Origin of the sequence: Pseudomonas sp. NPDC089428 (assembly GCF_044749325.1) — a bacterium.
In the GTDB taxonomy this organism is placed as follows: Bacteria; Pseudomonadota; Gammaproteobacteria; order Pseudomonadales; family Pseudomonadaceae; genus Aquipseudomonas.
This window is the reverse complement of sequence record NZ_JBIVHT010000004.1, coordinates 32,541-45,244: the sequence shown is the minus strand read 5'-3', so window position 1 is coordinate 45,244 and position 12,704 is coordinate 32,541. Positions and strand designations below refer to the sequence as shown.

Annotated in this window: 13 protein-coding genes; 8 read left to right on the top strand and 5 right to left on the bottom strand. The window is 61.1% G+C overall.

Annotation, left to right across the window (positions count from 1 at the left end):
• Window positions 1-155: 155 nt before the first annotated feature.
• Together ACIPZ5_RS09090 and ACIPZ5_RS09085 are read right to left on the bottom strand one after the other, a co-directional pair.
• Window positions 156-1,052, bottom strand: a complete 897-nt coding sequence (locus ACIPZ5_RS09090; protein ID WP_400807930.1) for a DUF2950 domain-containing protein — start codon at window positions 1,050-1,052, stop codon at window positions 156-158.
• On the bottom strand, window positions 1,049-2,524 hold the full coding sequence (locus ACIPZ5_RS09085) for a DUF3300 domain-containing protein (RefSeq protein ID WP_400807927.1): 1,476 nt from the start codon (window positions 2,522-2,524) through the stop codon (window positions 1,049-1,051). The genes ACIPZ5_RS09090 and ACIPZ5_RS09085 overlap by 4 nt, the downstream gene beginning before the upstream one ends.
• Window positions 2,525-2,764: 240 nt before the next feature.
• Here ACIPZ5_RS09085 and ACIPZ5_RS09080 point away from each other — a divergent pair, with 240 nt between their 5' ends.
• The gene (locus ACIPZ5_RS09080; RefSeq protein ID WP_261940391.1) at window positions 2,765-3,022 is read left to right on the top strand and encodes a hypothetical protein; all 258 of its coding nucleotides are present in this window, start codon (window positions 2,765-2,767) and stop codon (window positions 3,020-3,022) included.
• A gap of 7 nt (window positions 3,023-3,029) precedes the next feature.
• Here ACIPZ5_RS09080 and ACIPZ5_RS09075 read toward each other — a convergent pair whose 3' ends face one another.
• A complete protein-coding gene (locus ACIPZ5_RS09075; protein WP_400807923.1) occupies window positions 3,030-3,671 on the bottom strand; it encodes a VIT1/CCC1 transporter family protein in 642 nt (213 codons plus the stop codon).
• A gap of 26 nt (window positions 3,672-3,697) precedes the next feature.
• A complete protein-coding gene (locus tag ACIPZ5_RS09070; RefSeq protein WP_400807921.1) occupies window positions 3,698-3,910 on the bottom strand; it encodes a hypothetical protein in 213 nt (70 codons plus the stop codon).
• A gap of 114 nt (window positions 3,911-4,024) precedes the next feature.
• On the opposite strand from ACIPZ5_RS09070, the gene ACIPZ5_RS09065 reads away from it, so the two are divergent.
• From ACIPZ5_RS09065 to ACIPZ5_RS09035, 7 genes are all read left to right on the top strand, one after another.
• Window positions 4,025-4,279 (top strand): thioesterase family protein, encoded by a 255-nt coding sequence (locus ACIPZ5_RS09065; RefSeq protein WP_400808591.1) that lies wholly within the window; start codon window positions 4,025-4,027, stop codon window positions 4,277-4,279.
• A 221-nt stretch (window positions 4,280-4,500) separates the two neighbouring features.
• Complete coding sequence (locus tag ACIPZ5_RS09060) at window positions 4,501-7,485, top strand: T6SS effector BTH_I2691 family protein (RefSeq protein WP_400807919.1); 2,985 nt, start codon at window positions 4,501-4,503, stop codon at window positions 7,483-7,485.
• A gap of 3 nt (window positions 7,486-7,488) precedes the next feature.
• On the top strand, window positions 7,489-8,382 hold the full coding sequence (locus ACIPZ5_RS09055) for a hypothetical protein (protein ID WP_343597135.1): 894 nt from the start codon (window positions 7,489-7,491) through the stop codon (window positions 8,380-8,382).
• Window positions 8,383-8,560: 178 nt separating this feature from the next.
• Window positions 8,561-8,812 (top strand): hypothetical protein, encoded by a 252-nt coding sequence (locus ACIPZ5_RS09050; RefSeq protein WP_343597137.1) that lies wholly within the window; start codon window positions 8,561-8,563, stop codon window positions 8,810-8,812.
• Window positions 8,813-8,890: 78 nt separating this feature from the next.
• A complete protein-coding gene (locus ACIPZ5_RS09045; protein WP_261940399.1) occupies window positions 8,891-9,274 on the top strand; it encodes a VOC family protein in 384 nt (127 codons plus the stop codon).
• Window positions 9,275-9,378: 104 nt separating this feature from the next.
• Window positions 9,379-10,098, top strand: coding sequence for a TorF family putative porin (locus ACIPZ5_RS09040; protein WP_261940400.1), 720 nt, complete (start codon window positions 9,379-9,381; stop codon window positions 10,096-10,098).
• A 150-nt stretch (window positions 10,099-10,248) separates the two neighbouring features.
• Window positions 10,249-10,890 carry a cupin domain-containing protein gene (locus tag ACIPZ5_RS09035; RefSeq protein WP_400807915.1) on the top strand — a complete coding sequence of 214 codons (642 nt, stop codon included), beginning with the start codon at window positions 10,249-10,251 and terminating at the stop codon, window positions 10,888-10,890.
• Window positions 10,891-11,768: 878 nt separating this feature from the next.
• Here the strand turns inward: ACIPZ5_RS09035 and ACIPZ5_RS09030 are convergent.
• On the bottom strand, window positions 11,769-12,656 hold the full coding sequence (locus ACIPZ5_RS09030) for a LysR family transcriptional regulator (protein ID WP_261940402.1): 888 nt from the start codon (window positions 12,654-12,656) through the stop codon (window positions 11,769-11,771).
• Between the last annotated feature and the right edge of the window lie 48 nt (window positions 12,657-12,704).

Sequence of the window (12,704 nt, the reverse complement as noted above, 5' to 3'; positions counted from 1 at the left end):
AATCGGCACAACCATCCCTGTTCAATCTGCACACCATTATGCCGATTCAGCGAAACAAACCTGTGCTTCAAGACCTGTTTTGAGGCGGGTACGCACCAAAGCGGAACAGCGCTGGGTAGTTTTCACCCAGCCCGCTGCTGCGCGTGCTCCTGCCATCATTCGCTGGCGTTGACGTCCACCTCTTTCCAGCTGTCATCCGGGTCGAAGCGCTTCATGGCTTTGGCAATCTTGTCGCCCTGCGGCCCCAGGTCCTTCTCGAACACCTGCCCGTCATGGCTGATCATGAAGCTCATCACCCCGGTGTCGTTGTACTTCGCCGGCCAAGCGACCAAGGCGAAACCTCGGCTCATCTGGTTACCGATCAGGTAGCTGTAGGCGCCGCCCGGTGCTGACGGGCCCTGGCCATCGAGGATGCGGAAGTGGTAGCCGTACCAGGCGTCACCCACCACGTCCTTGCCGAACAACGGCCCCAGCGGGCTGATCTCGCCGCCCTCTTCATCCGCCCAGAACAGGCCGTCGTGCTTGCCGGGGGTGCTGAAGATCTGCTGGGCGTATTCCAGCGCGCCGTTACCGTTGCGGTCTTGTGAGGCGTAGTCCATCTGCGCGTCGTGATAGGCAAGCACCGACTGCAAGGCCGCCAGTTCGTTGCGGCCGATGCGCCGGGCGCGGATTTCGGCGCTGCCGGCCTTGAGGTCGAAGCGCCAGCCGTTGGCGGCCTTGGTCAGCGGGATGGGCAAGGTCCAGTGTTCGGGGCCCACCGCCAGGATGGCCTTGTTGTCGCCCTGCTGGTCGATCTGATGCTGGGCCTTGTACTGCTCCAGGAAGGCATCGACGTCACTGCGCTGCACGCCTTCGCGTGGAATGTAGGTGCGCCAGTCATCCCCCAGCAACTGCGCCAGGCGCGCTTCGTCGGCGTGCTCGACGCCCAGCGCCTGGACGAACGATTCAACCGCCTTCTCCGGGGTCGGGAATGCTTCCTGCGCAGCGGCCAGGTTGGCCCAGGCCATGCCCACGCCGATCAGCCATGCAGCAAAAATGCTCTTGTTGTTCATCGACGGCCACCTCCCCCACCGCGACGTGCCGGCGCACTGGGCCGGGATATCTGATGCCCGACCGCACGCGAGGCGCTGGGCCGTTGGGCGAACGACTGACTGGTGCGGCCGCGGCTGGCCTGCGCCGTGGTACGCGACGGTGACCGCACGCCGTCGAAGGCATTGTTGCGGGCCCGGCCTGCCGTGTTGCCCGGGCGGTTCTGCGCAACCTGACGGGCCTGGCCCTCACCCTGCCGGCGCTGATTGACCTGGTTGCGCGCCTGCGGGTTGTCGCGGGTGTTGTCGCGCGTGGTGCGTGGTTCTGTGCGGCGATCAGCAGGGCGCGCGTTGTTGTTGGCACCTTGCATGCGGTTGCCCACGCCGCCTTCGGCCCGGGCCTGGCGTGCACTGTCGCGGGCTTCGCGGTTGCTGGTGGCCGGGCGCTCGATGCCCGCCCGGTCCATCGAGCTGCGGGCGCGATCACGGGCCTGGGCACGCTGGGCATCATCGCCACGGAACGCGGCGCGCTGGTTGGCCCCGTCTAGCTGGCGGCCATATTGTTGACGGCTGCGGTTGTCACGGTAAGGCACACCATCGCGGTGCACGGGGTTGTGCTGCCACTTGTTCTGGTTGTTGGTGATGCGGTTGTTGCCGTTGATGTTGTTGTAGCGATTGACGTCTATATCAACATCGCCGTTGTTCCAGTCGCAATCGCCCCACACCGAATCAATGATCGCCACGCCAGCGCCGAACGCCAGCCCGGCCATCAGCGCGGTGCCCGCGTAGTACATCGGCGACGGCGGGTAGTACACCGGCGGAGAGGCAGGATAGGCCCAGGTGCCGTAGGTGGTGGTCGGGTTGTAGGTGGGCACGTACACCACCTGCGGGTCGGCCGGCTGAATGATGATGGTGCTGGTCGACGAGCTGCTGGCGGGCGCCTGCTGCGACCCGCCCGAGTTGGCCGTAGCCGGCGCCGCTGCAGGCGCGGCCTGCACCGTGACGTTCTGGTACTGGTTGCTGGTCAGGTTGCCGGCCGCCTGGGCCTGGTGGCGCAGGCGCTGGACACCGGCCATCACGTCATCGGGTTGTGCCAGGAAGGCATCACCCAGGCGCTGGACCCAGACGGGGTCCTGACCGAGCACCACCAGCACCTGCGGGAACGCCACCAACGATTGCACGCTCGGGTCCCAGGTCTGGTTCGCCACCTGCTTGACCGCTTCATCGCCCTGGGCCTTGGGATTGGCCTTTGACCAGGCCACCGCTTCGGTCACCTCCCCTGGGTAGGTCGACGCCATCAGCACCTGGGCCAGCAGCGGATCGGGATACAAGGCGATCGGCGCGAGCATCTGGTCGAGCTGCTCCTGGTTGAACACTGCCTGCTTGGCTTCGGCAGGTGCCGGGTCAGGGGCCGGCAGGTCTTCTGCCAGTGCCAGGCTGGTAACTCCGTTAAGGCACAACACTATCGACATGACGCATAACAATGGCATGCGCATCGCAGTTCCCCATCTGGCCATACCGCGTGAAGAAAGTGCATTGCAACCCGGGCAGTCGCTGCCGTGCGGTAAGGGTAGCAAAGGCACCATTTCCGACCACTGATGTGCAGTGGTTTTCAACGCACTAATGGCAACTACGCTTACTGCCTTTAAATCTAAATCGCCTATCGAAACGGAACTGTACTTAATCTGCCCTGAACGCTTTGCGCCAATAAACTCCACTCAGCAGGAGGCCTGACCATGGCAACTTCAAGAGCCTGTCGTTTTTGCGTGGCCGTACTGTTGTGCGCCACCACATTGCAGGGTTGGGCGGCGGTTACCGACCGCGCCGAACGGCGCCAGCAAGCCCGCGAAGTGCGCCAGGAAACCCGCCAAGGCGCGCGTCAGACCAAACAGGACTGCCGCCACGCCGACCAGAAGAGCAACGCCGGTTGCCGTCAGGACAAACGCCACACCAAACAGCAAGGCCGTGAACGTGCCAGGGACATCAAGTACTGACCCTGCATCAGTCACCCAGGGCGATGATGGCCAGGATCAGCGCGACCCCAACCAGCGTCATGATCACGCCAGTGAGTACCCCGCGCCCTCCCGAGTAACGCGCCAACAGCCAGCCGGCCAGGAACAGCATGGCCAAGGCGACCAGGTTCGAGACCCGAATGGCGGTGCCTGTGTGGGCGATCAGCAGAAACGGTATGACCAGCGGGAACGTCGCCAGCACCACCAGCAGAAAGGTCGCCAGTGCCGCCTTGAAGTCCTGCAGGCCGAGCCGCGCGGGCATTGGTTGCTGGCCGTTGCGCATCAGGTGGACCCTGAGCAACTCCAGGCCATTCTCATCCACCACTTCGCCAATGCGCGCCGGCAGTGCGTCGGCAATCAGCTGGCGCCCTTCGCGCCCGTTCTCGTCAGCCAGCAGCCGGGCCAGCAAGGTGCGGCTGCGGGTACGTTCGGTCCAGGTGCGCAGCAGGTAGATCACCGCATCGGCCAAGCCCCAGGCCAGGTTGCAGCCAAAAGCCGCAATCAGCATCAGGCGGGCGTCGTCCCGTCCGGCCGTGGCCACGCTCAGCGAGCCGGTGAAGGTGGTGGCCATCAACAGGCCGAACATCACTTCGGTAATCCGATCGATGGGTTCCAGTGCACGTTCACTCATACGCGGCCCCTTGGGGTTGGTCTGAACTAACGGATGCCCTGTTTCAAACGCGCGTGTTGCGCATTCCAGTACTTCAGCGTTTGCGTCGGCAACAGATGAGGCGCATCGACCCGCTCTGCCAGTTTGCTGGCAAAGTTTTGTGCTGCGTCCTGAGTGGGAAAGGTGAACGTCATGCCACGGGCATGCACCAGCCAGCCTGGCCGTCCCTGTACGCTGGCCTGTTCGATAAGGAAGTTCATGTTGCGCTCCTGCGGGCAGGTAAAGCGCCACGGCGATGTTTTTCCAGCGTAGCGCAACTGTGCCGACGCTCAACTAACCAATCATTATCAGGCGCCTGATGAAATTCACTTTGCATCTACCGCTGGGGACACCCTTACCTGACGCCGGCGCAGCGCACTGTCGGGACTCAGGTGAATGTCAGCCATGTCGCGCCAACGCCTGTGGGGATGCAGCTCACTGCCACGGTTGAATTGGTTGCGGTGGAGGGTCGGTCGTTGCTGTCCAATGTCGAGTGCCGCGATGAGGCGGGGATCATCGGCAGCGGCACGCATCAGCGTGCGATCATCGATTTGGACAACCAGCGGCTGCAGGACAAGGCAAAGCCATAGGCGAAAACTCCTACGACGTTTTAGGAAGAGCTCAACTCCTCTGAGAATAGATTCCTCGTTAGTGTTCAGGCGCAGCTTTGACGCACCTGATCGCTGACCACCCGTTGGCCGGCATACCCATGCGGCCGCGGATGAACGAGGAAATTTCATGCTCAAGGAAATGAATGTAGGCAACAGGAAAAAGTTACGGCAAATGCCCCTTCGACAGGGGGTAGGCGCTCATGAGTAACGCCACCGTGAGCCGCGCCGCATCTGCGCCGGCCTGCAGCGCACGGGTGCCGATCCTGCCCGTGCGCTATGCCATCGTGCCCCGTACCGCAGATGCCCCGCCCTGTCGCTACGCTGACTCCGGCTTCAACCTGGAGCAAGGCTTCACCCCGCTGCAGCACTCCGCCTATACCCTGCGCGCCCTGCGTCCAGGCTACGTCTACGTGTTCATGAAAGGCACCCAGGGCGAAAAGCTGGTCATTCACGAATACGACGGTGAAGGCCTGTACAAGGAGTTGCGTTACCGCAGCCTGGAGCACTACCACCGCCGCGACCGCTACTTGTCCAGCCGGCCGATGGGCTGGGTCTGGGCCGACACCTGCGAGACCCGCGCCAAGGAAGTCTGGATCGCCTACAGCCCGCACCTGTGGACCAATGCCGTAACGGCACGCATCACCGGTTCGCTGGCCATGCGCAAACGGCACATGAGCCAGCTGGACATGGCCGAACTGATTGCCGGCAACAAAGCGCCGTCCACCCAGGCTCATGTGCTGCCGGTCAGCGCCCTGCAGACCTGGGTCGAAGACTTCAAGCCGGATGCTCAACGCATGTCGCTGAGCTGGAGCAGCCAGCCTCGTCCCTCGGCGTTGCTCGCCGGCAGCCTGCATGCCGTTGCCCGCCACTACCCCTACACGCAACCGAAGATCCCCGCTGTAGTGGTGTTAAGCGACGCCGAAGGCCTGGCCCTGGACCTGAGCCTGTCAGTGTCGGCCTACCAGCACCAGATGCGCGACCTGATGCCTTCCCAACAGCTGCCCCATACCAGGCCGGCGCAAGGTACCGAGCAGGCCGACGTGCCGATGTGCTACCAGCTCGATGCCGAACGCCTCAGCCCCAAGAGCCGCGACTTCCACCATCGCAACCTGGTCGCCACCCTGCTGAACAAGACGCTGGAAAGCATGTACCCGGCCGACAACCCTTCGCTGGGCACGGCGGCATTGAGGATACGCCCGGACAGCCGACCGAGGCCGCCTTACGAGGAACGTTTCCGGGTGCTCACCCACCCAGACTATTCCGAGCAGGGCCATCGGCTGGGGCAGCGCATCGATTCGGCCAAGTACCTTAAGTTTCTGGAGGAACGCGACGAGCTGGAGTACCGCATCAGCCAGATGCGTGAGTTGGCCTTGCAAGCCAGCAACGATCACGACGCCTGGCTGGCCACCGCCGAAGCCGGTCACATCGATGATCCGTACAGCCTGGCCGCCGCGCTGGCCTGCTATGACCGTGACGAACTCAGTTCCGCCCGCGGGCTGGAAATGTCCCTGGCCCTGCTGATTCACCCCATGAGCCAGCCCGTGCCCGGTACCGAAGAGCAGGACCTGCGCTTCAAGCGCCTGGAGCGCTGGCTGGATCAGCACGACAGCCCGCTGTATGTGGCGCTGGCGCCTTTCAATCCGTTCCGCGACAAGGCCGACTCGATCGGCACCCTGCTCGGCGGCAGTGACAACGTTATCCAAGGTTTGGCAGGCCGCTTTCCCGCTTCTGCCGGCATCACTGACCTCACCGCCCAGTCAGTGAGCACCGTAGTGCTCAAGCGCATGCGCGGGAAGACGCGTTGGGATGCCAGCAACACCTTGCGCCAGCAGGTGCAGGCCGCAGCGCGCGAAGCCAATGCCACGAAAGCGTTAGGGCTGCTGGCTGCGCGATACAACATCACCGACAAGCTGATCCTCGAGAATCCCTTCAGCCAAGAAGTGGAGAAATACCTGAAGAGCGGGATGGCGCAGGTTGAAGAAATGAAGCAGTTGCGCATCACGGGCAGCAGGAAGGTCTCGCTGGAACTGACCACTCTCTCGCGCGTTAAACCGAAACTGATCGGGATACTTACATCAAGCGTAGGCACCGTTTTGAATGCAGGGATGCTGTGGTTCAACATATTTGCGTTGAAAGCGGCATACAACAATTTACAAACTAGTGATGCGTCGGAGTACACCACGGGGTTCTCCGCCTCGATTTTTGGGGTCATTGGTGCAGCGGCAGCGACATGGGTCAGTGTGCGGGCAACGCAGAAAGTGCTAATGCTGAAATTGAGCTCAGCTGCACCTGGGTTGGCGTTCGAAAATGGGCTATTCAAATTTCTGGGCAGCAAATTATTCGCACGAATTTCAGGCTACCCCGCGATATTCCTAGGGTTCTATTCTGATCGCGAGAAATCAATACGCCAAGCAGAAAATGGTGACACCATCGCGTCACAGTACACACGCAAAGGTGGAACTGCTGTCGCTTTAGGGTCCGCATTAATTCTTGAGGGAAGTTTGGCGCTTTCCGGCTCTATAAGTTTTATTCCTTTTGCAGGCTGGGCAGCAGCAGGTGTTGTGCTTATAGGTGGCATCATCTTGATCGCTGGACTCTATCTCCATGCAAAAGCGAGCGCGCGGATTCATACACCACTTGAACTATGGGCTGCAAGGAGCATTTTCGGCACGAGAAATAATGACGGAGAGATTCGAGAACAGGTAAGTCTAGACCTTACAGGAAGACTCCCAGCGTACGAGAACATCACCAAAGAGATCAGCGAATGGCAAAAAGCCTACTACCAGCCTGTATTGCTTAAAACCACACAAGCGGAATCATTACAACTAAAGAATCTCTCGAGTGAATGGAGGCAAAACGACATTTGGTCGCCTGCTCTCTGGGCCACTTTGGTTCATACAAGCGCACGCTCCCCCAAACCAACCGCAGAATTTACTGTACTGCTCCCAGAGTTCATCGTCGGCCAGAGTGAGTGGTCGGGCTCACTGACCGCGTACGATGCTGAAAAAAACATTATCAACCTTCCGTTTAACCCTCACTGCCATGATACGGCACTCGGGCTAGTGCTCAATTTCACCTCTGAAATAGCACACGGAGACATTGCAAAGCTGCTCATAAGTTACTCCCCAAACCAAGGCATTGACGACAGCGTTCGCGCAACGGCCGAGTTCACACTTGAGAGGTAAGCAATGTCAATAGCCTGGCTATTCAACCCTACTCACGACACACAATTCGCTCCCCGCATAGGAGATCAAGTAACCTCCATTACGCCCACAAACCTGTGCTTACACAACCCCTGGGTGAGTGACTCTGTGTTTATGGGAAAAATCTATACCGCCATGACCGCCGCATTGACACTAATCATTTACCCAGAACTTCTATTCACGGACACAGGAAGAATACTAAGTAGAGATAGCGAGCTACTCGCACTAGATATTTTAACCCCTTTTTTGTTCACCCCGTTCCTCGCCTACAGAATATACCTCATAAAAAACCTCTCAAGCATTTACTTCAATCGCATCTCCAAAAAAATCTATTATCAGCGAGTCAAGAAACTCATATCTTTCGACTGGAGCAACACCCGAGGTGGTCTTTACGTACGCAGAGAATTTGGTGGCGTATCCTTCAGCACCAGTTACGCCTTGGCATTCGGTCCGCGCAGGGAAGACGGTAGCTTACACCTGAAAGACTGTTTCTGGATCGACAGCAACGAGCCAACCGACTTCCAGACCCGTTATGTCGCAGAAGTCTGGGAATACCTCCGCCATTTCATGGATCACGGCCCAGACAATCTCCCACCTCCCGACGAACCCAACTGGTGGCATAAACCTCTGCACGCGATATGCCTCACCCCCGCAGAAGCCTGGCGTCACTATGCTCCCTGGCGAACTGGCGAACCGGGTGAAATGCAGGGCAAGAAAAACTGGCAGCTGCCATTCTGGGCCGTCTTGTTCCCATACAACCTTTCCGTTGCCATCTGCTGGTTTTTCATCTGCCGACTCTTCAACGTAAGGGCCGCACCTGGTCCCGCTGAAGCTCTGGACACCGGTCCGGCGATGCAAGAAAAGGGCAGACGCCGATAAACCGCGCTGGATTCAGGGGCCGCTAAGCGGCCCAGTTCCTACCAGGATCCGGGAATCCTTCTGAGGACTTGCAGCAACCTCAATAGTCACTATCGACACCACCAATTTCTACCCATCGCCATCAACCCATAACCTAGCTCCATCGATTCCCACCGCCCGAATCCTGGAGCTTCCCCCGATGAACACCACGGCCCGCCTGCTGCTCGCTGCCCTCACCGCCTCCATCATCGCCGTGCTCACCGGTTGCGCCAGCCACCCCGAACTGCGCCCCTACACAGACGAAGAAACCCGCCAGCTGCAACTCGAGTCGATCCAGCGCCAGGGCCTGTCACTGGACGAATACGAGCTGCGCAAGCGCGTCATCGAGCGCTCCGCCAGCCAGCAGGTGGTCACCGAAACTGCCGAGGCCCAGCATGCAATCAAAGGCTGAGTTGAAAGACCGGCTCGGCGCACTATCATGGCCCAGGCCGGGCTGACCACCGTCAGTCCCCGTCACTGAGGCTGGCCAATGATCGATCACCTGGACCATCTGGTCCTCACCACCACCGACATCGATGCCTGCACCGACTTCTACACCCGTGTGCTGGGCATGCAGCTGGAAACCTTCGCCAGCAACCGCCTGGCGCTGCGCTACGGCAATCAGAAAATCAACCTCCATGTACGCGGCCACGAGTTCGAGCCCAAGGCGCATCTGCCGGTGCCGGGCGCCCTCGACCTGTGCTTCATCAGCACGATTGGGCTGGAGCAGGTGATCGCTCACCTGCACAAGGTGCAATGGCCGATCATCGAAGGCCCGGTCGCACGCACTGGCGCAACCGGCCCGATCCGCTCGATCTACGTTCGCGACCCTGACCTCAACCTGATCGAAATCGCCGAGCAGCTCGCTACCTGAACGGCCCTCGACCAATGGTCGTGTACACATGGCTGCCGGTAGCCCCAGGCGCTCGACACAGGTATCCTCGGCCGCTCAAGAGCAAGCCTTCCAGGACGGTGACCATGACCAGGCCCCTTCTGTTGCTGACTGCGGCCCTCCTCTCGAGCCCGGCACTGCACGCGCAACAGATCCAGCGCCAACTGGGCGATTTCGACTTCAAGCTCGGCACCACCCCCTCGCGCAGCATGGCCCAGGGGTTGATCTCGCCGAGTGCGGTAGGCGCCTTCCACGGTGGCCTCGACCTCAGCCACCCCAGCGGCTGGTACCTCGGCCAGTACGCGCCGAGCATGGGTGTGACGCCCAACTCCACCCTGCGCCTGGACAGCTACACCGGCTACAAGCATCACTTCGACAGCACCCTGGGCTACGAAGTGGGCCTGATCCACTACAGCCAGCCGAACATCGCCGGCCCCGACAGCTACGCCCTGTACGGCGGCATCTCGGTGCTTGGCAGCCGCTTTGGCGGCGCCTGGCGCGACAACCCGGGCAACCGCACCGGCACCCTGTTCGCCGACTTCGGCCACTTGCCGTTGTTCGATGTCGACCTGACCGTCAAGCTCGCCCACCACCGCCTGGGCACCCCGTTCACCATCGGCGACGGCAGCCAGATCAGCGGGTTTTCCGACTGGTCGCTGGAGTTCTCGCGGCCCTGGCTGGGTATCGACCTCAACCTGATCTACAGCAACTCCGACCTCAGCGGCAGCGGCTGCGACGCCTATGCCGGCATCAATACCTATTGTGAAAGCATGGTCACGCTCAAGGCCCAGCGCAGTTTCTACTGACGTGGCCTGCCGGCTGCAGCCAGCGCGACAATGAGCGGCTTGATGGGCTGCTTCGTCGTCGCCGGTTGAGCACGGGGGCTTTATCGATACCTGACAACAGCTGATCATGGAGGGCGGGTACAGCCAACCCTCCAATACCAGGAAACCGCCATGCTCCCGGACCGCCTGAACGCCGACCTGACCCTGCCCGCCATCATGCACGCCGCCAATCTGCCTTGGCTGGCCAGCCCACTGCCCGGCGTCGAGCGCCGCCCACTGTTCCGCATCGGCGGCGAAAAGGCCCGCGCCACCAGCCTGGTACGTTATGCCCCCGGCAGCCACTTCAACGCCCACGAGCATCCTGGCGGCGAAGAATTTGTGGTACTGGAAGGTGTGTTCGAGGATGAGCGCGGCCAGTACCCGGCGGGCAGCTATGTACGCAATCCACCTGGTAGCGCGCACGCGCCAAGGTCTGGCGAGGGCTGCACGATCTTCGTCCGTCTGCAGCAGTTTCATCCTGATGATGACCAGCAGTTCGCCGCAACCTTATCGACGCAGGGCGACCAGTTGCTGTTTTCGAATGCACATGAACAGGTGCATCTGAAGCACCTGCAACCCGGTGCTTCTGTCTACCTGGACAACCGGCGCGGACTGGAATGCCTGCTTCTGCAAGGCAGCCTGGCCAGCGCGGACTTCAGCCTTCAGCCCCTGAGCTGGATGCGCCTGCCGGCAGGCACGCCCTTGCAAGCCAGCGCCGGCGCTCAGGGTGCTCGTCTCTGGATCAAGGACGCACCACTTACCCTGGGACTCTGATCAAGTACTGTACGCCTCGCCAACAGCCACTCACGAAACGCCTGCAACTTCGCCAACCCTGCTTTTGCTCTTGCTCTTGCTCTTGCTCTTGCTCTTGCTCTTGCTCTTGCTCTTGCTCTTGCTCTTGCTCTGGCTTTGGCTTTGGCTTCTAAGCGCGCGATAGTTCAGGCGACGCAAAGTGCGACTTCAGGAGGCCGAACGCAGGCGTCTGGAGGGCCAGGGTGCGCAGCACCCCTTCGGCGCAGCCGAAGGCGCGAGATGTAGACTTGCGCAGCAAGTCGTAGGCCGCGCGGGCCCGGAAGGCGCCGGAGTGAGGGGACCCCGGAGCGCAGCGTAGGGGCCGGATGATGGGAGCCAGCGTTTTTTGGTTACTTTTTGTCGCGTTTGACAAAAAGTGACCCGCCGTAAGGGCGGAAAGGTGACTGTGCGTCGCCATCGCAAATGAATGCACTCGGAATAATCAAAACTACCGCATTCGAGCTTTTGGCTTTTGGCTTTTGGCTTTTGGCTTTTGGAAGTGGGCTTTCAAATCAGGTCCACATTCATTCGCCGTGGTGGCGCTGAATCACCTTTTCGCCTTTACGGCGACCTACTTTTTGACTGGGCAAAAAGTAGGCAAAAACCCCCGCTCCCATCATCCGGCCCCTACGCTTCGCTCCGGGGTCCCCTCACTCCGGTCTTGCTCCCGGGAGGACCGCGCTGCAGGCCCCATCCTGGGGCCCAGCGCTTGACGGGCATCCATGCCCGTCACCTCCCTCCGCAAGACCTGCGTTCGGCCTCCTGAAGTCGCAATTTGCGTCGCCTGAACTACCGCGCGCTTAGAAGCCAAAGCAAGAGCAAGAGCAAGAGCAAGCAAGAAACGGCCAGCGCCGCTGATATCAAGCTTCTGGCATCAACGTCGCAATCAACGCCCGCACCGTCCCCGGCAATGCCTCCAGTTCTCGCACCAGAATGCTCCGCTCGCGCACCGCCCACGGCTCATCCAGGCTGATGGTCTCCAGTTCCATGGTCTGGCTGTGCCGCAGCGCTGCCGACTCGGGGATGATGCCGATGCCCACTCCCGCCTCCACCAACCGGCAGATCGCCTCGAAGCTGGACAACTGGATGCGCAGCGACAGGTTCAGGCCCATGCGCTCCACATGGTCGCGCAGGAAGCTCAGCAAGGTGCTGCCGTCGTGCAGGCCGATATGCTGGAAGGCCAGGGTCTGCTTCAAGGACACCATCTTGCGGCCTGCCAGTTCATGGCCCGCCGGCACGATCAGCACCAGGCGGTCGGTGCTGAAGTGCATCACCTGCAAGCCGCTGGCTTCCACGGGGCCAGCAATGATGCCCATGTCGCTGCTGCCATCGAGCACACCGCGCACGATGTCCCGCGACAGCCGCTCCTGCAGGTCGACGGTCACCCCGGGGCGCTTGGCCATGAAACCGGCCAGCACTTCGGGCAGGAACTCGGTGACGGCAGTGGTGTTGGCGAAGATGCGGATATGCCCGGCCAGGTCGGTACCGAACTGGGTGAACTCGGCTTTCAGGTAATCGACCTGGCGCATGATCAGGCGGGCATGCATCAGCAACTTGTGGCCCGCCGGGGTCAGCTCGACACCACGACTGTCACGGTACAGCAGACGGGTGTCGAGCTGGGCCTCCAGCGCCTTGATCCGCGCACTGGCCGCAGCCGGTGAAAGAAACGCCCGACGCGCTCCCTGGGTCAGGCTGGGTGATTCGCCGATATGGATGAAAAGCCTCAGGTCTGCCAGGTCGAAATGCATGGGGAGGTCCAGTCGTGGCGATGGCGTTCAGCATACATGAACGCTGCT

Coding starts and splice junctions, on each gene's coding strand:
- ACIPZ5_RS09085 (WP_400807927.1), bottom strand. CDS start 2,524: ATGCGCATGCCATTGTTATGCGTCATGTCGATAGTGTTGTGCCTTAAC.
- ACIPZ5_RS09030 (WP_261940402.1), bottom strand. CDS start 12,656: ATGCATTTCGACCTGGCAGACCTGAGGCTTTTCATCCATATCGGCGAA.
- ACIPZ5_RS09060 (WP_400807919.1), top strand. CDS start 4,501: ATGAGTAACGCCACCGTGAGCCGCGCCGCATCTGCGCCGGCCTGCAGC.
- ACIPZ5_RS09075 (WP_400807923.1), bottom strand. CDS start 3,671: ATGAGTGAACGTGCACTGGAACCCATCGATCGGATTACCGAAGTGATG.
- ACIPZ5_RS09040 (WP_261940400.1), top strand. CDS start 9,379: ATGACCAGGCCCCTTCTGTTGCTGACTGCGGCCCTCCTCTCGAGCCCG.
- ACIPZ5_RS09035 (WP_400807915.1), top strand. CDS start 10,249: ATGCTCCCGGACCGCCTGAACGCCGACCTGACCCTGCCCGCCATCATG.
- ACIPZ5_RS09055 (WP_343597135.1), top strand. CDS start 7,489: ATGTCAATAGCCTGGCTATTCAACCCTACTCACGACACACAATTCGCT.
- ACIPZ5_RS09045 (WP_261940399.1), top strand. CDS start 8,891: ATGATCGATCACCTGGACCATCTGGTCCTCACCACCACCGACATCGAT.
- ACIPZ5_RS09090 (WP_400807930.1), bottom strand. CDS start 1,052: ATGAACAACAAGAGCATTTTTGCTGCATGGCTGATCGGCGTGGGCATG.
- ACIPZ5_RS09050 (WP_343597137.1), top strand. CDS start 8,561: ATGAACACCACGGCCCGCCTGCTGCTCGCTGCCCTCACCGCCTCCATC.
- ACIPZ5_RS09080 (WP_261940391.1), top strand. CDS start 2,765: ATGGCAACTTCAAGAGCCTGTCGTTTTTGCGTGGCCGTACTGTTGTGC.
- ACIPZ5_RS09070 (WP_400807921.1), bottom strand. CDS start 3,910: ATGAACTTCCTTATCGAACAGGCCAGCGTACAGGGACGGCCAGGCTGG.